Annotated in this window: 21 protein-coding genes and 1 pseudogene; 4 read left to right on the forward strand and 18 right to left on the reverse strand. The window is 32.8% G+C overall.

Annotated features, from left to right (window positions below):
* Positions 1 to 759: 759 nt before the first annotated feature.
* The 4 genes from pulA to MKX31_RS11540 form a co-directional block, all read right to left on the reverse strand.
* Complete coding sequence (pulA, locus tag MKX31_RS11525) at positions 760 to 3,330, reverse strand: type I pullulanase (RefSeq protein WP_088046676.1); 2,571 nt, start codon at positions 3,328 to 3,330, stop codon at positions 760 to 762.
* Between the two features lie 487 nt (positions 3,331 to 3,817).
* Positions 3,818 to 5,521 (reverse strand): M4 family metallopeptidase, encoded by a 1,704-nt coding sequence (locus MKX31_RS11530; protein ID WP_088046675.1) that lies wholly within the window; start codon positions 5,519 to 5,521, stop codon positions 3,818 to 3,820.
* 890 nt (positions 5,522 to 6,411) lie between these two features.
* A complete protein-coding gene (locus MKX31_RS11535; RefSeq protein ID WP_064475441.1) occupies positions 6,412 to 8,358 on the reverse strand; it encodes a bifunctional metallophosphatase/5'-nucleotidase in 1,947 nt (648 codons plus the stop codon).
* 586 nt (positions 8,359 to 8,944) lie between these two features.
* Positions 8,945 to 9,460 carry a DinB family protein gene (locus MKX31_RS11540; RefSeq protein WP_088046674.1) on the reverse strand — a complete coding sequence of 172 codons (516 nt, stop codon included), beginning with the start codon at positions 9,458 to 9,460 and terminating at the stop codon, positions 8,945 to 8,947.
* 535 nt (positions 9,461 to 9,995) lie between these two features.
* On the opposite strand from MKX31_RS11540, the gene secY reads away from it, so the two are divergent.
* Complete coding sequence (secY, locus tag MKX31_RS11545; RefSeq protein ID WP_088046673.1) at positions 9,996 to 11,300, forward strand: preprotein translocase subunit SecY; 1,305 nt, start codon at positions 9,996 to 9,998, stop codon at positions 11,298 to 11,300.
* Positions 11,301 to 11,317: 17 nt separating this feature from the next.
* Here the strand turns inward: secY and MKX31_RS11550 are convergent.
* Both MKX31_RS11550 and MKX31_RS11555 read right to left on the reverse strand, forming a co-directional pair.
* A pseudogene (locus MKX31_RS11550) lies at positions 11,318 to 12,188 on the reverse strand (DnaA N-terminal domain-containing protein).
* A 135-nt stretch (positions 12,189 to 12,323) separates the two neighbouring features.
* Entirely contained in the window at positions 12,324 to 13,241 is a 918-nt protein-coding gene (locus MKX31_RS11555) for a DMT family transporter (RefSeq protein WP_064475444.1), read from the reverse strand.
* 146 nt (positions 13,242 to 13,387) lie between these two features.
* Here MKX31_RS11555 and pdxR point away from each other — a divergent pair, with 146 nt between their 5' ends.
* A complete protein-coding gene (pdxR, locus tag MKX31_RS11560) occupies positions 13,388 to 14,821 on the forward strand; it encodes a MocR-like pyridoxine biosynthesis transcription factor PdxR (RefSeq protein ID WP_088046672.1) in 1,434 nt (477 codons plus the stop codon).
* A gap of 126 nt (positions 14,822 to 14,947) precedes the next feature.
* Here the strand turns inward: pdxR and MKX31_RS11565 are convergent, their stop codons facing one another.
* The gene (locus MKX31_RS11565) at positions 14,948 to 15,874 is read right to left on the reverse strand and encodes an NADP-dependent oxidoreductase (protein ID WP_064475446.1); all 927 of its coding nucleotides are present in this window, start codon (positions 15,872 to 15,874) and stop codon (positions 14,948 to 14,950) included.
* 186 nt (positions 15,875 to 16,060) lie between these two features.
* On the opposite strand from MKX31_RS11565, the gene MKX31_RS11570 reads away from it, so the two are divergent.
* Positions 16,061 to 16,915 carry an alpha/beta fold hydrolase gene (locus MKX31_RS11570; RefSeq protein ID WP_064475447.1) on the forward strand — a complete coding sequence of 285 codons (855 nt, stop codon included), beginning with the start codon at positions 16,061 to 16,063 and terminating at the stop codon, positions 16,913 to 16,915.
* Between the two features lie 118 nt (positions 16,916 to 17,033).
* Here the strand turns inward: MKX31_RS11570 and MKX31_RS11575 are convergent, their stop codons facing one another.
* Positions 17,034 to 17,369, reverse strand: coding sequence for a hypothetical protein (locus tag MKX31_RS11575; RefSeq protein ID WP_064475448.1), 336 nt, complete (start codon positions 17,367 to 17,369; stop codon positions 17,034 to 17,036).
* An 11-nt stretch (positions 17,370 to 17,380) separates the two neighbouring features.
* Complete coding sequence (locus MKX31_RS11580; protein WP_000025617.1) at positions 17,381 to 18,550, reverse strand: ParM/StbA family protein; 1,170 nt, start codon at positions 18,548 to 18,550, stop codon at positions 17,381 to 17,383.
* Positions 18,551 to 18,760: 210 nt separating this feature from the next.
* Here MKX31_RS11580 and MKX31_RS11585 point away from each other — a divergent pair, with 210 nt between their 5' ends.
* On the forward strand, positions 18,761 to 19,162 hold the full coding sequence (locus tag MKX31_RS11585; protein ID WP_064475449.1) for a hypothetical protein: 402 nt from the start codon (positions 18,761 to 18,763) through the stop codon (positions 19,160 to 19,162).
* A gap of 139 nt (positions 19,163 to 19,301) precedes the next feature.
* Here the strand turns inward: MKX31_RS11585 and MKX31_RS11590 are convergent, their stop codons facing one another.
* The 9 genes from MKX31_RS11590 to sleB form a co-directional block, all read right to left on the reverse strand.
* Positions 19,302 to 19,886 (reverse strand): SMI1/KNR4 family protein, encoded by a 585-nt coding sequence (locus MKX31_RS11590; RefSeq protein WP_064475450.1) that lies wholly within the window; start codon positions 19,884 to 19,886, stop codon positions 19,302 to 19,304.
* A 96-nt stretch (positions 19,887 to 19,982) separates the two neighbouring features.
* Entirely contained in the window at positions 19,983 to 20,411 is a 429-nt protein-coding gene (locus MKX31_RS11595) for a hypothetical protein (protein WP_098112032.1), read from the reverse strand.
* A 150-nt stretch (positions 20,412 to 20,561) separates the two neighbouring features.
* Positions 20,562 to 21,098: a DUF1697 domain-containing protein gene (locus MKX31_RS11600; RefSeq protein WP_098112031.1), complete on the reverse strand. Its 537-nt coding sequence runs from the start codon at positions 21,096 to 21,098 to the stop codon at positions 20,562 to 20,564.
* A 153-nt stretch (positions 21,099 to 21,251) separates the two neighbouring features.
* Positions 21,252 to 21,710, reverse strand: coding sequence for a GNAT family N-acetyltransferase (locus MKX31_RS11605; RefSeq protein WP_064475453.1), 459 nt, complete (start codon positions 21,708 to 21,710; stop codon positions 21,252 to 21,254).
* A 194-nt stretch (positions 21,711 to 21,904) separates the two neighbouring features.
* Positions 21,905 to 22,402, reverse strand: a complete 498-nt coding sequence (locus MKX31_RS11610) for a GNAT family N-acetyltransferase (RefSeq protein ID WP_340980866.1) — start codon at positions 22,400 to 22,402, stop codon at positions 21,905 to 21,907.
* A 26-nt stretch (positions 22,403 to 22,428) separates the two neighbouring features.
* Positions 22,429 to 22,785: a hypothetical protein gene (locus MKX31_RS11615; RefSeq protein ID WP_064475455.1), complete on the reverse strand. Its 357-nt coding sequence runs from the start codon at positions 22,783 to 22,785 to the stop codon at positions 22,429 to 22,431.
* Positions 22,786 to 22,891: 106 nt separating this feature from the next.
* Positions 22,892 to 23,488 (reverse strand): YhcN/YlaJ family sporulation lipoprotein, encoded by a 597-nt coding sequence (locus MKX31_RS11620; RefSeq protein ID WP_064475456.1) that lies wholly within the window; start codon positions 23,486 to 23,488, stop codon positions 22,892 to 22,894.
* A gap of 26 nt (positions 23,489 to 23,514) precedes the next feature.
* Positions 23,515 to 24,855 (reverse strand): germination protein YpeB, encoded by a 1,341-nt coding sequence (gene ypeB, locus MKX31_RS11625; RefSeq protein WP_064475457.1) that lies wholly within the window; start codon positions 24,853 to 24,855, stop codon positions 23,515 to 23,517.
* Between the two features lie 15 nt (positions 24,856 to 24,870).
* A complete protein-coding gene (gene sleB, locus MKX31_RS11630) occupies positions 24,871 to 25,632 on the reverse strand; it encodes a spore cortex-lytic enzyme (protein ID WP_064475458.1) in 762 nt (253 codons plus the stop codon).
* Positions 25,633 to 25,731 lie beyond the last annotated feature (99 nt).

Consider the following 25,731-nt stretch of genomic DNA (forward strand, 5'->3'; position numbering starts at 1 on the left):
CTTAATTTTTAAATACACTTTTCTAATCTACAAAAATAATTTTTAGATTCTTCCTCTTGTCTCGAAGTGATTATAAATACATGTACTTCAATAAAGCTTGAGAATAATAAAATAACTTTTTCTTCATTAAAATTTTTTATTTCATCATAAAAAATATTTTTTTATTAGACATTTCACATCCTTTCCCATAGTAATCCTATAAGGTATAAACCATTTAGAACATTGGGAATATTCGTGTATTTCCAATGTGAAATTATTGTAATGGATTGGAAAGCAGATGGATATAGTTATTAAACACAATAATATTGAGAAAGTTTTATTTGTTATAGCGATAAAATTTTCTAATGAGATTTATTACATATAGATTAAGAAAAGAATTTAATATTTTTCTTTTGAAGTTAGTGTGAAAATGCAACTTACTTTTACATACAAGTTAATTACTAACATATCGTATTTAAAATAGAGAAAAGACACCTTAAATGGTGTCTTTTCTCTATTTTAATTCCATATACTTTTTCATCTTTGCTATTTTTTAAACGATTTGTAGGAATTAATACAAAGATATCTTCTCCTCCTACTGTTACAATAGAAATAATTTCTTGTCTATTTCCTTTATTAAATTGTAATATAATTACAGTATGTGAAATTATATTAATTTAATTTTAAAAGCGAAGTGAAAATAACCGTCACTTCGCTTTTTGCATGTACAATCCTTATTACATGTACTCAATTCAGTATATACTTCCACATGACTTGCTTTTATTTAATCGGTTTCGCTGTTTTTAAAACGAATGAACTTAATGCAGGAACTTTAATTTTATTATTATGGACAACATAAAGTGTTTTACTATCTGCCTGCTTACCATCTACTAGTACTTTCCAAGGACCTTTCGATGGCAAAGTTATGTCAACGGATTCTCTATTTGCATTGTGAGCCACCATAAAGTTTTCATTTTTATTCCCATTCCCCTTTCCATCTATTGAATAAGCTATAACATTTTTGGGAGCATCTATAAATGATATATGCTTTTTAATTTGCTCAGGAGATGTCATTCGAAAAGCTGAATACTTTTGGCGTAAATCTATTAAGCCCTTCATATATTCTACCTCATTATTAAATGCTGCACGGCGCAACCAATCCATTTGGTTAATTGGATCAGGAGATTTGTAACTGTTATGATCACCATACTTCGTGCGCATAAACTCTTGTCCTGCATGTAAGAATGGAATACCTTGTGATGTTAATAAAATCGAAGAAGACAATTTGTGCATTTGTTTTCGCACTTCTTCACTGTCACCTGGATTAGTCAACTCAAGTTTGTCCCATAATGTATGATTATCATGTGCTTCCACATAAGTTAGCACTTGCTCAGGATCTTGATAAGTAGACGAATTTATATCGTAGTCAATGCCTGCCGTAATCCCTTTTTTAATGCGGTCTTCCATGTTGTCCTTTCCATTTACAAATCCATTTTCCTTCTCCTCAAATACACTACCTTTCAATCCATCTCGTATATTATCGTTAAAATGAGCAATCCCTTTCATTTTCTCCGCATTTTTTTGATTTGCTTTCAACTCAGCTGCAAGAGGTGTATTTAAATCCCACCCTTCTCCATGCAGTATAATAGAAGGATCAATTTGATTAACAGCTTTACGTATTTCATTCATCGTTTCATAATCATGAATACCCATTAAATCAAAACGGAATCCGTCTAAATTGTATTCTTTTGCCCAGTATGTCACCGAATCCACCATAAATTTTCTCATCATTTTTCGTTCTGAAGCTGTATCATTTCCTACTCCGGTTCCATTTGCAAATGTTCCATCTTCATTGTAACGGTAATAATAACCTGGAACTAACTTATGAAAATTAGATTCAGCAGCATTATACATGTGGTTATATACTACATCCATTACAACACGAAGATTATTATCATGCAGTGTTTGAATCATTTGCTTTAATTCAGTTATTCGAACAGTTGGCTCATATGGATTTGTAGAATAGGATCCTTCTGGAACATTGAAATTTTTCGGATCATATCCCCAGTTATATTGTGGTTCATTTAAACTCTCTTCATTTACTGATGCATAATCAAATATCGGTAAAAGCTGCACGTGCGTAACACCAAGATCTTTCATATGATCAAGGCCTGTTTTCACACCTTCAGGACCTCTTGTTCCTTTTTCTGTTACCCCTAAATATTTTCCTTTCTGTTTAATACCACTTTCGGGCTGAATAGAAAGATCACGTACATGCAATTCATAAATAATAGCATCTTCCGGATTTTTAAATTTTGGTTTTTTGTTTGCTTTCCATTTTTTCGGATTTGTTTCTTCTAAATCAACAACTGCACCTTTATCTCCATTTACTGCAGCAGCACGTGCATACGGATCAACTGCTTCAGTCCACTTATCACCAATTTTCACCTTATACGTATAATAGAGCCCTTTTTGGTTCCCTTTAAGTTCTGCTTTCCAAGTTCCTTTTTCACCTTGTTTCATGTTTATTTCAGTACCTATTTTATCGTTCCATTTTTTATATGTAACTAACTTCGCTTCACTCGCAGTAGGAGCCCATACACGGAACTTAGTGTGTTGCGGCGTATATATATTACCTAAATCGTTACCAGCATAATAAAATGAATGATCAAATTCCTCACTACGAATGACTTTACCGATTTCAGTATTCGTATCAGCTACGTTTTCGATTTTAACTTTGTATGTCTGTTTTAAATCAATTTTCTGCTCCGTAATTATTTTAACCTTATTAGTAACATTTCCACTGTTTATATCATAAGGACTAATATCCTTAATTTTAATGCCTTCAATTTCAATATTCCGTTCCTTAATATGAAACGGCACATTAGTCGTTACAGTAATTTCATTGAAACTATCAATAGTTGCTTTTTGAATTGATAGATCCGAAGAAGGCTTAGAGTTATATACTTTTTCATCACCAGAAAGAATCCATACTTCAGCACGACCGTCCTTTATATTTTCAATCCAACGATCGCCACCATCTTTTTCCCACTCATTCGTACGAATGATAAATCCTACACGTTCATAGTCATCATCTATATTAATCTTAGCGTACTTTCCAAATTCATCTTCACCAGTAAATTCATATGATTTACCATTCGCATTTTCTCCCCATAACCAAAGGTTCCAATCCTTTGTATTTCCAGACTGTTCTTTGTAATGAATGATAACTTCAGTTGTTTTCGAATTTGAAACTGCCTTTACACTTTGAAAAGAGAAAACAGAAGATAACATAACGATTATAGTAAGTAATAAAACTGATTTGTTAATTAATTTTTTTAACATTTGCACCACATACACCCTTTCTTTAAATAGTACGCACAATTTAATATGTTCGTACTAAATTACACTACTTAAATTAATCTAGAAATCTCTTTTATTTCACCCCCCATATTGGCAATTTTCACATATGGATTTCCATGATCTTTTTAATACGAAAACGTTTGCATTAATGTTTAAAAAAATAGATTTATTTATGTCTACATATATTTGTAAATACTAAAAGATCAGGGAAATCATTTTAAAGCAATCGTTTGTTATCGCTTTCATTCTATAGCACTTTCTATTAAGAGGTCAATATATTATTAATTTTCTGTTTTTATATACTTTAAACCTTATATATGTGTCGTAAATTCAGAAAGATAGACAACCTAATTATTGCTTATTAAGTGTATTTTCAATCATACATTGCTGTATAAAAAACAGCTACTATCTTTAAAATGACAGTAGCTGTTTTTTCATAATGTAATAATATATGAATGAAAACTATATTTCTAACTTACTTAATTTTCGCTGCATCAAATGCCTTTTGAACTGCTTGAACTTCAGCAGTATTTGCTCCATATTTATTAGTTGCCACTCGAATACATGCTGATCTCAATTCTTTGAAATTAGAAGTCATGTTTAACTCATCTGTATTTGCATAATAGAAGATATCAAACATTTTATCTTCACCAATTCCTTTAACAGTTACACCGTTATGAGTTCCACCTTTTGCAATGAGATACGCCACTTTATTAATAATACTTGAATTAAAATGAACGCCACCTTGATCCCATCCATTAAAATCGTTAAATTCACTGTAATCATCTGGATAAGGTACTCCAAGTGAAGATGGAACAGAAGCCGGGTTTTCCATATCACGGAAAACAGATCCAGTTTGTTCTCCCATCGTCCAGTTAAAGCTTCCATTATTTACGTATTTCTCAATAGATGTTCCCATAATATCAGAAAGCGCCTCATTAATCGCACCAGATTCACCGTAATATTCAAGATTAGATTCGCTAGAAGTAACTGCATGTGTAAATTCATGGCCAGCTACGTCGTATGCCTTGACGATAGGATCTCCGTATACAAGCATACTTCCATTATTCGCACTTAATGCATTCTGCCAATTTTTCGGATCATTCGTATCTCCAGAATCCCAAGCATGTACAACTGAAACTACCTTTTGTCCCTTATTATCAAAGCTATTACGCTTGTATTTATCTTTATAAAAATCAAATACTTTTGTTGCTAAGTAATGAGCACTTACTGCTTTTGGATCGTTAAATGTTGTTGAAGTACTAGTTGCTAATGTACCAGGATAATAGCTTTCTTCTTTAGTAATGTCTCTATAATTCACATCATATGTTTCAATTCCTTGCCCTCTTGTATAATCAGCAAGAGCATATTTTCCATTACCTTGTTGAGAGATTCCAAATGTACGTGATATACCTAAATCATCTTTTCCTGTTCCAGTTAATGATGTAAGATTGCTTTTTTTACTCTTCTTTAATGCTCCAACTAGTTTTTCACTTGCTTTTAAGTTAGATTCTTGTACCATATTTTTTAACATATCACCATTTTGTGCATTTACTAAATAAGTTCCAGAAACATATTTTGGTGTTGCAGCTTCAAATGTAACCTGGTATGCATTGCTAGCTTGTCCATTATTTTCATCAACAAAAATAACTTCTTTAACTTCTGGCTCAGAAATAAAATTGATATCGTTCCCGTACTTCGTATAAATATATTGTTTTGCTTCATCTTTTGATAGATTAATAGGTTTTTTCAATTCTTCTTGTTTTAAATTTTGCGCACTATCGCCTGAAATACTTTTAATAACACCGTTATTATCTACGTGTGCAGTTAATTGATGGCCATATACTTCTTTTCCTTCGTATGTTTGCTGAATACGTACAAGTGTAGTCCCATCATATGAACCACGTTTTTGAAGAACTTTATAATCTACTCCAGTTTCTCCATTTACTTGCTTTGGAGAAAGAGCTTGTTCTGTTTTCTCCTTAAGAGCATCTTTTACTACATTTTCGGGTGCCTTTTGTGACGGTTGTGTAAGTTCACCCGAACGGAACGATTCTTCCTGAATTTGAACTTGTAGTTGTTCTGTTTCCTCTGCATAACCTACTCCGTATGGTGCTACAGCTGTTAAAGCTAAGCCTGTTGTTAATGCTACCTTAGTTAATGTCTTTTTGTTTTTCATTTTTTTCACCTCGTATAATTTTTGAAATAGAAAGCTTGTACAAAGTATACTGTCTATTTCTGTCGGAAAAAAGAGAAAATACAAAATTCATGTAACATTATGCAAAATTACATATATGTGGTCGATGATATAAATAAAGAACGACACATATATGTATATTAATTTCAATAAAAAAGAGCTCTTTTAGGCGCTCATCCAATTGGTTAGTTGTCAATTATCTATATTCATTCTAATCAAAGTACCCTTACATCTAAATAACAACATAAAAACCCACTCTTTACTATTTTAAGAGTAGGTTTAATGCTATTAAAATAACAATTATTATAGGACATCTTATAATTTATATTACTTATTTAAACTTATATTTCGGACATGAAGTTGATTTAGGATAAAGATGGATCAAATGAATACTAATGACCTTGATAAACAAGAAGAAGAAAGTGCGTGTTTTGTTTTATGATATATATAGTATATAAATACTTTAGTGAGGCAGCGCATCTACAATTTAGATTTTTTAATATAATGTTGTTATGTATGTCTATAGCTGCATGGATTGTAACATTATGAGATAGCTGAAGTCTCATATGAGTTTCAGGCTTTTTTATTTTGTCAAAAATATCTTTAATTTGTCTCCCATTAAAATATAGTAAAAGACACATCTATTGCATGTTATTAGCTCAAGGTATGTTCTTTTAAAGCATATTATAAATATGCATAGTAAGAAATAAAACCAAAATTATTCAAATAAAAAATCCCCCGGATTTGTTTAATAATCCAGGGGATTTTTTATCGTTGATTCTTTATATTTCCATACCAATCACAAACTTTTTTTAGGATAATGGTATGTCCAAGTTTAATAGTTTTTTGCACGAAAGCTATCTATTTTATATTTATTTAATTATCCTACTAAGTTTTTTGTAAAATTCTCCTTTTCTTTTTACATGATTAAACTGATTTGGATTAATATTAGCTTTTTGTGAGAGTGCTACAATCTCTTCTTTTGTAATTGAATCTTTAGTATTTATAGATGCTATATTTGTATATTTTCCATCTTCAGTTTTTGGAATTTCTAAAATCCCTTTATTTACAAGATCCACTACAGCCCTATGCTCTGAAGAATGTGTATTCACGCCAGTAATTTTCCAATTATGCATAACTTTTGGTGTGTATACACCATTCTTTACCTCTTTTAAATATGTAATAGCAAGGTTACGAATGGTTCCACCAGTTTCTCCGAATGCATTCTCTTGTTTAGATGACCAAGTTTGTTCAAATTTCCGTCCCTCTAAAGCTCCCCCTTTTGCCTGAAGAGCCTCCATTCTATACGCATTCATTCCTAGCGTCATAACATCACTCATTTTGATTGGTTTATTTGTACGAATAGAACGTAAATTTGTAATTCTACTTCCATATGGTTTTGTTAAGTCAATTTCATATTTTACGCCTCCAAAGAAATCATTCGTACTGTATTTAGAAGCACGACGGGTTTTATCAAAACTAACTGTTACATCTCCGGCACGAGATGAGTTAAAGTACCCTGCCGCCCATTCCATATAGTCTTTTAAGTCTTTCCCAGTTACCTTATAGACCGTAATTTCTCCCAAAGCATATTGATAATTATACGCAATATCTTTTTTCTTAATAGGACCTACATCCAAACGAGCATTATCGTTATCAATTTGATGGGCTACTACATCTGCTTTGCTGTAGTAGAGCATGACTTCATGAAAGAAATCTGATAAAGGTGTCTCTTGAATCTGCACACTTGGAATACCCTTTATTTCATTTTCAGGAACAAGGTTTCTACCCTTTAATTGAGCGACAACAACATTTGCATCTCCTCTCGCATACTCGTGAAAAGGTGTCAGTGTGTCTTCAAGTGTGGGATCAGATACTATTGTTGTTCCATCAGTATTTTTTACAGGTATAGCGGTAGCATTTTTATTTTTTAGAACCATCTTTCCATCTTGCTTTGTAAAAGTAAGATCAATACGTGAAATATGTGTTCCATATTTATCTGGTTCTGTAATAATAACGCCATTTACAACTTCTTTTTTAACAAGTTTATGCATATGAGCTGCAAAAATAGCACTTAGTTCCGGACAAGCATTCGCAATATCTTGAACACCAGTACCTGGGATTCCATTCTCATTTTCTAGTCCCATATGCATAACCCCTACCATTACATCTACTTTACCTTCTAATTCTTTAATTGCCTTTTTTGTCTCTTCTACTGGATTTTTCACTACCAATCCATCCAAATGATCTGTCCCTTTTTCGAAATCACTAATCATTGGTGTATTCATACCAATTATCCCGACTTTAATTCCACCTTTTTCAACAATCGTATATGCAGGAAGAAAACGCTCTCCATTTTCCTTATAAATATTTCCTGCTAACGTCTTTCCCTTATATTGCTCACTAACTTTTTTCAATGTATCTAATCCAAAGTTGAATTCATGATTTCCAAATGCCCAGGCGTCATATCCCATTGTATTCATCGCTACCATCATTGGCGATTGTGGCTTATCATTGAATAATTCTACTGAGTTTCCTTGAATTGTATCCCCAGCATCTACTAATATGGTATTTGGATTTTCTTGACGTACCTTCTTTATAACCGTATAAAGCTGTGTTAAACTTCCGCTCGTATTTGCTCCATCAAGTGCATAATCCCAAGGCATAAATCTACCATGAATATCTGCAGTACCTAACAATGTAATATTAACATCAGATTCCTCAGCTTTTGAGATAGATGGCTTGACTATTACTGCTGTTCCAAGAAGTATAAAAATAACAAAATAACATAAATAGGTCTTCCATTTCATTTTTTGCATAATAACAATATTTCTCCCCTTTTTGTACTGCTATAAAGTTGCTTGAACTTTAAAAATGTAACTTATTATTCGGAAAAATTCAACTGCAAAAGATAATTTTGGAGGTGGTTCTGCTGTGAAAATATAGAGAATAAAATACATATCCCCCCTAGCAGAATCGTATTTTCTTCTTCCTCTAACGTGTGAAGAGCGCTAAACCAACGGTAGATGTATATGTACTGTCAAAATTATGGACATATAACTCATTTCCGGAAATCATTATAACTTAAAGATATAGTGTGTAATGCTGGTTACATTTTCGGATTTCATTGCTAATTTATTTCCTTCTAAATAAAAATGCTGAGATCACTTCCAAAAATAATAACCCCGTTCTTCATTTAAGACGGGGTTACACTTATACAGCAATTCGGATTCAGTTTTTTTGAATGTTCGTTTCCTATTCAAGAGAAAGATCTGCTAGTTTCGTATTTTCTTCTGCTTATTGGTTGCTTTCAACTAAATTCATCATAATTTTAATCAAGACTTGTATTTTATCACTCAAACCCTTGATGCTATCCTAAATCGCTCAATAAATAGATAATAATTTTTACTTTTCAACTTCACAAAGCAATTTGACCTCTTTGATTTGTTCTATATGACGCTGTTCATGCAAATAGATTAATTCTATCCACTGATCAAGAAATAATTCTCCAAGAGCTGGATGCATCACTGATTTTTTTACCAATTTAGATTCATCTTCTATTGTACTCAGAAAACGCATCAATTCTTTTCTAGAGTCGTTTAACAAATCAACCATTTGCAGCACTTCAAATGGTTCTATACTTGGTTCAATCATTTCTGGTGCTATAAATTTTATCGATCTATCTAATACAATAGTATGAATTTCTTTACGCTCATTTTGGAAACTATCCATCTTTTTTAATCCTGACGAAATAACCGTTATAACTCTCTCATCTAATAAAACTAAGTGATGACAAATTTGTGCTATACTCCATTTATCCTTATCTGATTTTCTATTAAATTGAGCATCATTTAACAAAGTAATTTCCTCAAATAATTGATTTCTCGTTTCATAAAACTTGTCCTTTACAAATGTATTCATGTGAATTCTCCTTTCATTAGAACCTATATACTTAGATTCCTGCGTTAGAAATATTCTCTATAGAAGAAAGATTTTCCTTCACTACTATTTTATTCAAATCTTTTCTTGCTTTAATAGTTTCTCTAATTCACGACTAAATATATGAGTTTTCTCAATATCCTCGAAGATTTCCTTGAGGTTATCATGTGCTACAGCTACACCATAATACTTTCCACGGAATCCTTTCAATACAACTACATAAAACGTTCCTAATTATCAATCTAGCATTACATAAATGTAAAAAATGCCCCTATTCATTCATTTTTCATGCGTATGTATGTACATTTGTTAATTTATTCGATATATTATGTGTATTGAATGATTACGAAAAGCTTATTGGTCGCTAAAAAACACCTTATATTTTTATATCCGAGAAAACTACAAAATGTATAAAATTCCATTTGTCAAATGAATTTAATGCGGAAGGAGGTTTGTGGTTACTTCATCGGGATATAATAATCAGTTTTGAACTGATAAAAATATAGGAGGCGACATAATGTTTCGTACGATTTCAAATTTCATGAGAGTAGCTGAGATAAGAAACAAAATTCTTTTTACACTAGCGATGCTAATTGTTTTTCGAATTGGCACGTTTATTCCAGTTCCTCATACTAACGCAGAGGTATTAAAAGTACAAGATCAAGCTAACGTTTTAGGTATGCTAAACGTATTTGGCGGAGGAGCATTGCAACACTTCTCAATCTTTGCTGTAGGTATTACACCATATATTACAGCTTCCATCATAGTACAATTACTACAAATGGACGTTATACCTAAATTTTCGGAATGGGCAAAGCAAGGAGAAATGGGCCGTAAGAAATCAGCTCAATTCACTCGATACTTTACAATCATTCTCGCATTCATACAAGCCATTGGGATGTCTTATGGTTTTAATAATATAGCAGGTGGACAATTAATTACAGATCAAAGCTGGACTACATACTTATTTATTGCGACAGTTTTAACTGCAGGTACTGCATTTTTACTTTGGTTAGGTGAACAAATTACCGCTAATGGCGTTGGTAATGGTATTTCGATGATTATCTTCGCAGGACTTGTTGCGGCAATTCCAAATGTTGCGAACCAAATTTATTTGCAACAATTTCAAAATGCAGGCGATCAATTATTCATGCACATCATAAAGATGATCTTAATTGGTCTCGTAATTTTAGCGATAGTTGTTGGCGTTATTTACATTCAACAAGCTGTACGTAAAATACCGATTCAATATGCAAAAGCTGTTTCAGGAAACAATCAATACCAAGGAGCAAAAAACACTCATTTACCTCTTAAAGTAAATAGTGCTGGTGTAATTCCAGTTATCTTTGCTTCCGCATTTTTAATGACGCCGCGTACAATCGCGCAGCTCTTCCCTGATTCAAGCGTATCGCAATGGTTAGTTGCAAATCTTGATTTCGCACATCCAATTGGAATGACGCTTTATGTCGGTCTGATCGTTGCTTTCACATACTTCTACGCATTTATTCAAGTAAACCCTGAACAAATGGCTGAGAATTTGAAAAAGCAAAATGGCTATGTGCCTGGTATTCGTCCTGGTAAATCAACAGAACAATATGTAACTAAAATTTTATACCGTTTAACATTTATCGGGGCAATTTTCTTAGGGGCGATTTCAATTTTACCGCTCTTATTCACGAAAATTGCTACATTACCACCTTCTGCACAAATCGGTGGTACAAGCTTACTTATCATCGTCGGTGTAGCGCTTGAAACAATGAAGACTTTAGAAAGTCAGCTTGTAAAACGTCATTATAAAGGGTTTATCAATAAAGCGAATTAAGTAAAAAACACAGTTGGTTATTTTTCCAACTGTGTTTTTAATTCTACTACCTCTAATTTTCCCACTAATGTATCTATTACATTTTCCAACTTCACTATTTTTCCTTCTAAAGCTTGAATACGTTTATCGCTATCTTCTATATCATTACTTTTTAAATTATCAGTAGTGACTTTGAGGTGCTTCTCTAATTTGGAAATAATATTATCAATAGTTGATTTTGATTTTTCACCATTATTGCTTGCAATTGTATTTGATTTTAATTCAAATTGAAGCTCATATGTATTTTCAGTTAACTCTTTTGCTATATGCAAAATTAAATCTTTATAAGACTTTTCAACCCACTCTTGTTGGAATTCGTTTTTAAAATAAATAGTCAATGAATTTTCATTTAAACTGGCTGTAGTTTCTTTGATCCATGTTTCATATGAAGGTCTTGAAATTGTTACTTGTACTTTATCTTTTATTTGATTCCAAATTATTTTTGATTCCTCTTGTCCGTAAGTGAGTTGCTTATTTTGCATATGATGAATTTGTGCTATTGAAGCGGCGTTTGATCCTATTTCGAACCAAATTTGATATTCTTCATTAGTAATTTTCTGTACGGTACTTGAAATTATATTTTTATACTCCCCTTCAAGTAAATCACGATGAAACGCATTTTCACAAAAAATTATTAATTTATTATCTTCTATAGTAGCATTTGTATTTCTAATCCATGTCATAAATGTGTTCTCTGCTAATTTTGGCCTTAACGCTTTCTTTACTTCATCCCAGCTATTACGTTTTTCTTTTTGAACATCTTTCCACTTAGATGGTTCGCCATTACTAGGATGGTTTTGAAATTTGCGGTCGAATTTTTTCCTTTACTTCAGTCCAGTTTATTTTCATAATAACTCCCCCTCTTTTTGTGGTTCTCTTTCATATAGCTTAATAATATTACGACTTTCCAATAAATAAAGTCAATCCGTATCATGAATAAAATTCAAGCATCCCTGTTTTATACAGGGCTGCTTCTTTATACAACTACATTTCCTTCTCAAATAATTTCCCTTGTTTGAAATAGCTCCGGAGTGTCGATCGATTAGCTAAAAATACACCAACCAAAATAAAACAAGCACCTATTCCCATTGTAGGGTTTAAAGGTTCTCCTAATATGATATATCCTACAATAATAGCAATTAACGGTGATACATATAACCACGTTGACGGGAATACAGGATTCGTTTTTGATAAGAGCCAGTAATATAATCCGTGCCCACCAATTGATCCGATAAAGATGAGATATAAAATAGGCCACTGTACACTCCATGAAGCTAATACAGTTACATTCGGTTGTTCTACTATGACGGATACGATTAGTAATAAAACTCCTCCGTAAAACATTTGAATACCATTAATGAGAAATGGTGATACACTTTGTAAATCCGAAAGTATTTCTTTTGAGCGGATAGAGCCTATTCCGTAAAATAACTCTCCTATTATTAAAACAAAACAAGCGATACTCCATATGAAACTTACTTCTTGTTGCATTCCTGGTAAAGAAACAAAAACAACACCTATTAGTGCAATAATTAATGCTACGAGTTGCTCTTTTTGTAATTTTGCCTTATTTCTCTTTGCCTGTAATAATAAAATCATCATCGGCCCCGTAGCAGAAAGTACAGCAGCTAACCCTGAAGAAATATATTGTTCCGCCCAGTACAAAGTTGCGAATGTCATAAACGTTAAGCAAAAACCAGCATATATAATACGTTTTGAAAATACATGTGGCATAATTTCTTTTCGCTTTAACTTAAATATAATCATCAGAATTACGCCTGCTAACAAGAAACGAATTCCTGCTGAAAATAATGGGGGCGCTCCTGCTTCAATTCCGATTTTTATCGTTAAAAATGTTGTTCCGAAAATAATACATACTAAAATATAATTGAAAATGACCATTTTTCTTCCTCCTTTTTACTCTTAACATGAGTATAGAAGGTATGGTGTATAACAGTGTATCTATGTATATAACAGTTACTTAAAATTGTAGTTGATTCCCTTTATATTTTTCGCTTTAATAAAATAAAAACGAAAAAGGTGAAACCATGAAAATTGTCCTTCGTAAAGAATCCAACATACCGTATTACCAGCAAATATATATGCAAATCGTTGAAAGAGTACAAAGTGGCATGCTTTCACATGGTGACTCACTTCCATCTTTACGCTCTATGGCCGAAGATTTGCAGATTAGCCTATTAACTGTTCGTAAGGCATATAAGCAATTAGAAAAGAAAGAATATATACGCATTGAGCAAGGAAAAGGTGCTTATATACATAAACATGTAAAGAAAGATTTCAAACCAATTCCGTACAAATGGCAACAAACGAAAACGATTAATGTTATGCGATCTCAATATGCAATGAATCAGCACCGAAAATATTACGATTTTTCACAAGCGATTTTGTATCCACGTTTATTGCCAAATCCATTCTTAGCAGACGAAATGCATAAAATACTCAATAAAGACCAGATGATCCTAGCAACTTATGGGCCAGTACAGGGTGATTATGAACTGCGAGTTGAAATAGCAAATTACTTAAGTGAACACCAGAATTTAGTGACCGATCCATCTCAATTATTAATTACAAGCGGCGCACAACAAGGAATTGATTTAATTGCTCAAACATTATTAAAGCCTGGTGATATTGTATTAGTGGAAAGTCCTTGTTATAGTGCTGCGCTTGATATTTTCATCAATAAAGGTGCTCAAATTATACCTATTTCTCTTGATAATCATGGAGTTCGCTCCGACTTAATCGATGATATTTGTCAAAGTAAAAATCCTGTTTTATTGTATACGAATCCAACTTTCCAGAATCCAACAGGTACAGTAATGAGTAAAGAACGGAGAATGGAACTTATAGAACTAGCAGAGTTATATGAGTTTTTTATAATTGAAGATGATTCTTTCGGAGAAATATATTTTGAGGGTGCGACTGTTCCCCCTCCTATCAAAAAATTTGATATAAACGGCCACGTAATATATATAAAAGGATTTAGTAAAACGTTAGCACCAGGATTGCGTATCGCATCTCTTATTGCCGATGGGCCTATTTTTGAATGGTTATATGCTGTAAAAGGTTCAATGGATATCGGTAGTCCTTTATTAACGCAAAAAGCACTCCTTCCTTTTTTACGTGCAGAACGTATGAAAAACCATTTAGAAAAATTACGTACTGCTTTACAAATTAGACGTGATATAACGATTGACTTGTTATCACCACTTAAAGAATTACGATTTGAAATACCAAATGGTGGCTTTAATTTATGGATTACACTTCCGGATTCGATAGATCCCTTTACCTTATTACAAAAAGCAAATGAAGTAGATGTCTCTTTTTTACCAGGAACAGCTTGTCTATTAAATACCGATATAAATAATAACAAATTACGGATTAGCTATTCAATGTTAAATGAAAAAGATATGTTGATTGGTTTAGAGAAATTACATGATACAATACGAAACTGTATATTATAGAGATAACATTACATGTCCAATAATAAACACTATCCCAAAATGAAAATGTGAATTTTGGGATAGTATTTATTTCTAAGTTTTTTTCTGGTTCAAATTCACTTTCTCTACAAGCCACTATCTTCATTATCATCCGACTTTCATTACAATCTTACCTCTAACATGTTGACCTTCACTCAAAATATGAGCTTCTCTAGCCCCCTCTTCATTAAATGGCACAACTTTACTTATAATTGGTTTTATTTTTCCGTGTACAATTAAACCTGATAATTGTTCTAGTTGTTTTCCGTTTGGTTTTAGCCATAGAAATCCTGATTTTATCCCTTTTACTTTTTGAATTGGCTCATGAACAATCGAAACTAAAACACCACCAGATTTTATAATTTGAAAGCTTTTTTCTTGTACTTCGCCACCTATTGTATCTAATACAATATCGAAATCTGATAGTAATTCTTCAAATTTATCTTTTTTATAATCAATAACGAGATCTGCTCCTAAAGACTTTAAAAACTCTTCATTCTTACTACTTGCAGTTGTCGCAACAAAAGCTCCAAATGATTTTGCGATTTGGATTGCCAAACTTCCAACTCCACCAGCTCCAGCATGAATGAGTACTCGGTCATGTTCTTTTATTTTTGCGTAATCTACAAGACTTTGCCACGCTGTAAGTCCTGCCAGAGGAATAGAAGCTGCCTCTTCATAACTTAGATTAGTAGGCATATAGGATACTAAATCCGATTTTACTGTAATGAATTCAGCATAAGAGCCCTTCCCTATATTTTCAGGTTTCGTAAATACTTTATCTCCTACTTTGAAGCACTCTACCTCTTCCCCAACTTCTTCAATAACACCAGCTACATCTAACCCTAAAATAATTGGAAATGAAAATCGTAACTGTTCTTGTAAGTCTCCTTTTCTTATTTTCCAATCAACAGGATTAATAGATGTTGCGAGAATGCGTATTAATACCTCGTTATCTTTAACAACCGGTTTTAAAACTTGTCTTTCTTTTAATTCTTCAACATTACCATATTGATCTATAACAATTGCTTTCATTTCCATTCCTCCTTGCTATTTATTTTAATAACATACAAATATTTCTCAAAATTTTTTGCCTTGAATGGCTATATACTTATTTTTAGGGGTTATTGCACTATTAATTCCAAAACGAAACTTACATACACCTTAGAATCACTCAACATTGTATTTTTAATGAAATTCAAAAGAAATGGGGAGAACTCTATGACTGAAAAGATATTTAAAATAAACGGGATTGATATATGTACAGAAAGCTTTGGGAACCCTAAAAACCCAGCTATTTTATTAATTATGGGTGCTACGTGTTCAATGGTGTATTGGGATGAAGAGTTTTGTGAACAGTTGGCTAACACAGGGAAATTTGTTATTCGTTTTGATAACCGGGATGTGGGACGCTCTGTTACATATGAACCTGGAACTTCCAATTATACAGTTACAAATATGGCTGAAGATGCAATTGGGGTACTAGATGCTTATCAAATTGATAAAGCACATCTATTTGGTATGTCTTTAGGTGGTATGATAGCTCAAATTGCTGCTGTAAAATATCCTGAAAGAATATCGTCGTTAACATTACTAGCTACAAGTGTAATAGGCTCTGACGATAACACGCGCGATTTACCCCCGATGGATGAAAGGATTTTAACACATCACGCAAATGGCACGCATTTAGATTGGACAAATGATAAAGTTGTAGCAGAATATTTAGTTTCTGGATCTCGCCTATTATGTGGATCCAAACGAACATTTGATAAAAAAAGAGTCTATACTCAAGTAAAACAAGAAATAGAACGCGCAAACAATCTATTAAGTATGTTTAATCACGCTTTACTTCAAGGTGATGATGCTTATGAAGGTGTGCTTCACTCCATACAAGCACCTACATTAGTTATTCACGGAACAGACGATACAGCGCTCCCTTTTGAACATGGTCTCGCACTTATTGATGAAATTCCTAACTCAGTCCTACTAACCCTTGATGGCGCAGGACATGAAAATCATCCTGATGACTGGGCAGACATCATTCATGCAGTTACTGAACATACATCTAAAATATAGATAAATAACGAATAGAAGGGGCACACCACAATTTGTGCCCCTTCTATTCGTTACATGTAAAAAAGCCCATCACTGTATCAGTATGTATAGTGATGGGCAATACTTATTTTTTCTATGTTTAAAAAAACGGACAATCTAATTGATCAACAGATTCCCATGATTTTTTTTTTATATTATCGGTGGATTTATTAGCTTCTAGTGGCACGTTTTTAAAGGGATTTACTTCGACCTTTAATAAAGATGATGGCTCCACGTATAATGAGAAAACATGGCTACTAGGTATAGCTTTTGACACATCAATATCTCCTACTTGTTTAAAGAGTTGCTGCGCTGCAAAGAAAAAGAAATTGGTTGGGTTTGATTGTTTATTCAGCCATGCAATCATTTCAGGTGATACTGATTTATGAATATTGATTTTTACTCGATCACCATGTTTATATCGCCTAGATCGCATACTTCCACCAACTAACTTATCGTTAAGTTTGTAAATCCTAACTCTTTTTGCTTATGCTCTCTATATTTTGGCGAACAAGTGTAGACTAATAATCCACGTGCATTTGTAAATAACGGATTATCTACAAAGATTACATTTGTTAGTCGTCCTTTTTGTTTTAAAATCATTTTTAAACTGTTTTTAATAATTACTGCGCCCCCACCATAAATAAATACGTATGGATCGTCTTTCATATCATCAATTTTGTTTATGATATCCGTTGCGACACGCGCTGCTAAACCTAATAATGCTGGCTGTGATTCTTCAACTAGTAACGCATTTCTTGGGTGCTTTTCATTTAAATAAATTTGGTTAAATTCTGTAATACTATCAATCGTCTTTGTTGGATACTTCCGGTTCCATCTTGTAATAATTTGTAGTAACGTTTCTTTCACACCGTATGATAAGCCCTTACTTAGTTGTGGTCTAAAGTTCACACCTAGTGAAACTACTTCTTCTGTCGTCCCTGCACCAATATCAAAAGACAATAAAGTTTTATCAACAAAATCAATTTCTGAAACTTGATTTTGTTCACATTCTATTTTATGTTTCACAACATTTCCTTCTTCATCATATACAATGCCCCACGTCCCAGAAGCGCCCTCAGGTAGGCATTTACAATATTCGATTGAAATATTAATTGTCACATCACGTCCGTTTGGATAATGGAACACAACTTTATGATTGCCCATATAACGTTTCGCATTTTCCGCAGCTATTTCTTGTGTAATAAGTTGCATAGGAAGAGCCACAGATAAATCATAACGAATATTAATATGACTAGAAGTTGGGCTTTGACGCATAGCACTTACCGCTAAACCAGATAGAATTGTAATAACCATTAACTCATCAGTTGACTTATTTGATTTCTTCTCAACCTCAGTACCTTTTAATTGATCTTGAATGACTTTTTCCCCAACGATATACCGCACGTTATTTAACATTAGCGATGGAGAACTAATGGTCACATCAATGTGATTTTCTAATTCAGATAATGAAACATCACTCTCATCTAACAATCCTGTAGGCTCTCCTATATATAAAGAATATATACTCGGAATAAAAATAGGGTCTTGCCCTTTCACCATTAACTTCAAACCGTTATTTCCTGCATCAGCACCAGCTTTTAATAGAATAGACATAACTACCCCCTAAATTAATCTGACATCCCTTCCAAATATATGCGAGCCCATTCTTTTACATTCAAATGTAATGTAATTTTTTATAAATCGTAAAAACAAAATACCATATTATTGCACCATTTATGTAAAAAGTATTTGACATTAAACTTTTCCAATTTTATACTATGGATGTAAAGAGTTTTTTACATCACTGGAGGTGTCATTTCTAAATTGAATCATAAAAAATTTATTTTCATAATTATCGTTTTATCATTAATTGGAGTCCTCATACATGGCGCATATAAATATGTAACGGAAGGTTCGATTTTTGGAGGGACAATATTCGCTTTTTCGTTAATACTTGGTAATTTAATTAATCAAATTACTTGGGGAGATCCAAACGGAGTATCGGAAGAAAGCAAAGATGAAATGGGACAACAAATTAAATATAAAAGCTTTAAAATTGCTTATTTTGCACTTATATGCCTTATGTTTTTTATTGTAATATTATCAGAAGGATTTTCATTCCTATTACTCGATGAAATAAAGAATCTTCCTCTTTTTATCGCACTTTGTTCTTCGTTCTTTATTTATCCTATCGTCGAACTTATAGTCGCAAAACAATATAAATAAAAAGATGAGATTTTGTAAAGTGATAATAATGTTATTTAATTTTGATTAAAAAATATAAGAGCCTCGCTACAAATCATATTGTAGTAAGGCTCTTTAAAGTTGTTTAATTTCTAACCTTTTAAATGAGTTTGTAGACAAATTATTGGGATTCTTCTTCTAGAAAATTAAAATCACCATTAATAAGATTCTGTAAATACTCATCAAAGCTGTTTGCAATCACTTCATATTCATCAGGGTCGTGCAAAAAACGAATGATTTGACCACATACACCTTCATCAGAAGGGTTAAAATCAATATAGAGTCTTGATGTTCCACCATTGTTCATACAGTCTGAAAAATGAATATAAGTGCCAGGGAGAAGTCCTTTTGGATTTATCTTAGAATCAACAGCATCCTCGTCATCTTGGTATTCTAAAAGATAGGATACGTCTTCTTCTTCTTTTGAACTTTCGAGCATCTGCTGTGTAGAAAGCAAATAATATGGATACTCTTCAACATCTGAGCCTAAAATACATACCGCAACTTTGTTTTCTCCATATTTCCGCCAATATGTACCATCAATATTTTCAAGAAAAGAGATTAGTGATTCTGGACAATTTGGATATTCTAGCCTTAATGTATCAATATCCTCTTTTGTAGCACCGCACGCTTTATTTAGTGTTTCGAGATCATCTGTTGATAATGCTGCTCTCAAGCCGTTTAAAAATTTGTTTACCAAATCCATTACTTCGTCCTCCCAATAATAAAATATAAAAATTTTTTATTAATCTATATACCTAACATAAATAAGATTTGACTTTTAACTGTTTTCACATCTAATTTAATTTGTACCATTACACTCTATTCCTTCTCGATTAAAGTATTGTTCTAGTAATTCTTTACCTGTTTTGATTGTAGTATAGTACTCTCCACCATACAGTTTCCCTTCTGATGGATTGTGAAAATCTTCGTATTTCTTGAAGTCTTCATTTTCTTCAAATGATTTCTTTGCAAGTTCCATGTCTGTTGTTTCAATCGCACCAAAAACTCTACCAATATCAAAAACCCCTTCTTCATCAAAACTCTCTTCTAAAAAATAGTGTTTATCCTCTTCTATAGACGTTATCTTACCTTTTGTAACTGAGTATAGGTGCTTCGTTTCTTCTACTTGTACCATGATAAAAATCCAACCAACTCTTATAACTGTACATGGTGCTAACCCCTCTAATGTAAATGCAACTACCTTTTGGTCTTTCACAAATTTCCCCATCTTACCTACCTCTTAATTCGTTTTATTTTATACTATAACCATAGTCTCTTAAACATTTATCTACCCTAAGTAATACGTCTCTAAGAGTTTTCTTTTCTGTAGATGTTAATCTATTGTCAATCGTATTCCAATATACTTTACCGTATTTCTTTACATCCCCTCAACTATCGCTTTTAATTTATTCACAGTCCGCCAATTTCTTACTGTAGCTGGTGTCTGTAACTTCTGAAACTGGTTCATTAATTTAGAATTTCGGATGCTATTTTTGAAAAATAAATACACAAATTTTTCATGAATATAGCAATCTTCAGTCTCATTTTTTTGCATAAGCAGCTGATCTTTTTCTTTTTCAGAAAGTTCATTTGCTAAGAAAGCAACATGTATACTCTCACCTTCTAGCAATGAATCAGCTTCATAGGGGCATCTTTTTATCATATTTATAAATTCATCATGTGTACTTAACATGACAGAAACATCAAAATCAAAAACGTTTTTAATTTCAAATTGTATTCGTTCCTTTAGAAATATTATATCTTCCTCAGATTGGAACACAATATTACCGCTTTGAATATATGTTTTTACTTGTTTTAACCCTATGGATTCAAACATTTCTTTTAAATCTGCCATTTTCATTACCTTATGCCCGCCTACATTGATTCCTCTTAGTAATGCAATATAAATTGTCATATCATTTCTCCTCGTTTAAATGTGTTTCAAAGTTGATGTAAAGATATTTAATACGCTATAAGAACCTTACTACATTTTATTGTAGTAAGGTTCTTATAGCGGTTTAATTTTATTCAACGAAAGCACCTGTTTTTTAAATAAAAAGTGCTTTTGTTATAGAGCCGTTGACTTTTTAAACAAAGGTATGTACCCTCCACTAGGCCCATAAGCAACTCCAATTTTTTCCCATCCATATTTTTCATAATAGTCTTTAAGATCTGAAGTAAGATAAAGAAATTGGTACCCTCTCTTTGCAGCTTCTAGCAATCCATGATTCAACAATTTTGCTCCTACAGAATTACCCCTAAATTTTTCGTTTACAAACAAACATGCTAGCCAAGGGCTCAAATCTTGACGACTATTTAAATCATTGCGAATTAATGCATACGTTCCGATGATCTCATCATCTACTTTTGCAATGTAAAAACTCGGTATGCCATTTGGATCAGTTAAAGCATTAATCATACAATCTTCATAGAATGCGCGCCCACCTTCCTCACCCCATTCTTTCCAAAAAACATCTATGGCCTTATTAAATAAGTCATCCTTCTTTAGCAATTGAATGATTTCCATAAAGCTACGCCTCCCAAAAGTATGAATTAATGATTGTATAACTATAAAGAATAAATGTACTTCAAGTATCTATATTTTTTATGTGACTATCTATAATTTTTTTACTCTTAAATTTAGCCTATTAATATGTATTCTTTGATTGTCTACATAAAAAAACTTACTACTTTGTTATGCAAGAGTAAGTTTTTTTCTCGTTATTTCATGATAGGTAAATGCATAATAATTTGTTGACCAATTGGTCCCATTTTTCTAAAGCCTTTATTTTGGAAGCCGACTTTTTCATATAAATTTTGTGCCGGAATATTTTTTTCATTCACTGCAAGTACAACTTCATTTTTTATCGGAAAATAACGTTTTACAAACTCTTGTAATAAAGCCAATGACTTTTTATCATATCCTTTTTTTTGTCTATCTTGATTTATAGAAAACGAAGTTAAAAGTAAAGCGTTTTCATTATTTGTGAATTCCTGTACTCTATCTCCCGTTTGCAATGCGAAAAGACCAACAGGTACCCCATTGTAATCTAAAATAACAATGACATTTTTTGTTCGATCACTTTTTGCTTTCTCCAGTAATTCACCTGGGTCTGATGTGAATTGAACTTGTTCACTTGGTAAAGTAAATGTTTGTATAATTTCTTTATATTTCTCTTTATACGGAACTAATTGAATTTCCCCTGTATGTATGTTCATGCGAAACTCTCCCATTTTTCAACATATTAACTTAAACCTTGCTGCGCTTTTGAATGCACTTTTCCATCTAAAAAGGTAATTTCAACTAATGAAGTTGGATCACTTCCCTTCCAAGAAAAAATTTGTTTAATTTGTGTAGAATCTTCTACACCTTCTTCTATAAGTAAATTACCATCAAAACCAATTACATCTTTCACTTCTGTATAAGTCATTCCTTCATTTATGTTCGAGAAATGATTTAAATTGATAGAATCTTTCTTCTCACTTTCCAACACAGTAGAAGAAGTCGCTGTTTGTTTTTTCATTTCCTTCTTCTGTTCACACGCTGTCATACTGAAACCTAAGCATAAACTACATACTATTAATGCGCTTTTTTTCATCATAACAGTTGTCCCTCCCATCATAATTAAACCATATATTCCCTTAAAAATAAACTGAATATTAAATATTATATTGAAAATCCCCGTACATTTTAGTACGGGGTTCGTTTTATTTATTCAAATGATTATTTGATTGGTCATTCTGTTCTTTTCTTAGTTCTTGTTCTTCATCGTTTGGTAATTGTTTATCATTATCTTTAATTGGATTCGTTTCTCGATTTTCAATCATGTCATTTGGAACTTGTGGCATTACTCGGCCAACAATTGCTGCTAACTCATCAAGTATACCTTCACCTGTTTTTCCTTTTTTAATTTGCTTTCCAATTTGTTTGAGTCGTTCATACGTATCAACATCCGCTACAACGACTGCATTTGCACCATCCGGATCGTTTTTTAAACTTTCTGCTACAGAGTATTTAATGGACTCCACGCGAGTTCGATCGAGTTTCGCTTTTACATCAATACCTACAATAGCATATTTGCCGACTACTACGGCTGTTGCATCATTCACACCTGGCACACTTGCGGCTAAAGATGCTAAATGGTCCGCCGCTTTTTCATTTGGCTTATTTGATTTGTTCGTATAATTAACATTTTTCGTCGAAACATTTTTTTGCTCTGGTTTTTCGTTTGGATTGTCCTTTTTTCCAATACTGCATCCAGTTATAAACAAGCAAAGCATTAACATATATATTAGGATTTTCATTATTCTCACCACTTTACTATTAAAGTTTAATCATAAATTTTTTCAACAGCTTGCATTTTCTTCACTTTTTCCTCTGCTCCACTATTTGCATTAATGAAAATTTGGTACGTATCTTTCCCTAAAGTACCTACAAATTCATAGCAAAGTACTTCATTATGCAAATCATTTACTACGACAGCTTTGCGCTCTTCCATAACTTTAACATCTGGATTGATTTTCTTTCTTGCTTCTGCTGCAGTTAGCTTTGCTGATGGAACTGTTCGTTTTTGGTGTGATGCTAAATATTCTTTTGCGGAAAATCCAACGATGGAACCGTCATCTAAAGCGATTTTCATTTGGATTGCCTCTGGGTAAATTCGTACGCCGTTCTCATTTACTACATACGTAAATATTCCAACGTTATCATATTGTGAGCTATCATAAAGCTCCATATTATTAAACTTATGGTCCTTTAAGAATGTCAAACCTTTATTTCCTGCATCGTTTAAACTAATTTTCTGTTCCTTGATTTCTCGATTATTCATAACCCAAATTGGATATCCGCCTTTTCCGGTAATATCCATATAAAACTCATTATTCGTTGCGGAATCTTTAATTTTCACACTATAGAAAGATTCTTTTGCACCTTTTCCGCTTTTCTCAACATCTACTTTTTCATTTCCTTTTAAATTTAAAAATGATTTTGCAATTTTTGCCGCTTCATCTTTAGAAATTGCTTTTCCTTCTGCTTCAAATCCGCCTTTTTTATTTTTTTGCGCACTTGTAAAGGTCGGTCCGAAGTTTGTAGACGAATACGATGTTACGTTTTTCTCCACTGTTTTTAATCCGTCAATAATTGTATTGTCTGCAGGATCACGATTTGATGCAAGTGCCATCTCAACATCCATCCAGCGTAAATTATTTTTCAAAACAAGATGTTGTACTTTTCGTAGTTCATCTTGAATGTTACCTGCGTTTGAATATAACGTTTGCAATGTTTTATATTCTTGATCATTTAGCGGCTCTTTTTCTAAATCACGAATGGCCGCACGGTAACTAAAATCACCGATATTTGCTAAGAATTCTTCCGTTTTATTAAATGGCATCAACGTTAATGGTAATTGCCCTACATCCGATCGCGCTTCTGATGTTAATCGCCATACATCTGCTAATGCTGGTGATAAAGATGCACGTGAATTCATCGCCAGCGTTGTTCCAATTTTATCGTGCAATAAATCAACTTCGTATGCTAAATCATGAAACGCACGTTGATAACTATTTTCCGCTCGAATTAATACAGCATTCTTCTCTTGGTGCTCTTTATAGCCCCAGTATCCAGTTCCAACTACACCGACTGTTAATAATACGATTATAATACCTCGTAACATAGTTCCACCTCCGCTCTATTTACAGAAAATATGTTTCCCAATCTTTTTAATTTGTGGACGAGTCCAAATCCATTTACTCGTTGCAGTATCTGGATTGAAATAATACAATGCATTTCCTGTTGGATCCCATCCATTAATTGCATCTAATACAGCTTTTTTCGCTGTTTCATTTGGCGTTAAATATATTTGTCCGTCTGCTACCGCTGTAAATGCTCTTGGCTCAAAGATGACACCCGAAACGGTATTTGGGAACGATGCACTTGTAACCCGATTTAAAATAACTGCAGCTACTGCAACTTGCCCTAAGTACGGTTCACCACGAGATTCTCCATATACTGCGTTTGCCATAAGCTGAATGTCATTTTGAGAATAACCGTTTGGAACATTTGTCCCTTTATTTTGAGATGGTTTATTTCCTTGTGCAGTACCACCACTATTTCCTTTATTAGCAGTTGACTTGTCATACTTCGTTGCCTTTACGAGCATTTGCTTCGTTTTAGCTCCCGCTAAACCATCAACAGGTAGTCCGAATTTCTCTTGAAAATTTCGAAGTGCCCAGTATGTACCCCATCCGAAAACACCATCCACTTTTCCCGTATAAAATCCGTTATATTTCAAACGAGATTGTAGTTCAATGACATCTTCACCAGATGCTCCTCTTTGAATGACTTGATTAGAAAAAGCTTCTACATTCTTTAGTTGTATACTACTGACCATCAAAGATAGTCCTATGAACACAAGTAAAACTGCTATTTTAAAAATAGCTTTTTGACGCATAATTTTCCCTCCTTAATTACGGAAATGATTTCTTGGTTATGTTTTGTAAAAGCCTCGCTTTTATGTAAAGAAGACAAAAAAATCCAAACTCATATCGTT

The organism is Bacillus sp. FSL M8-0063, assembly GCF_038005545.1.
GTDB lineage: Bacteria > Bacillota > Bacilli > Bacillales > Bacillaceae_G > Bacillus_A > Bacillus_A wiedmannii.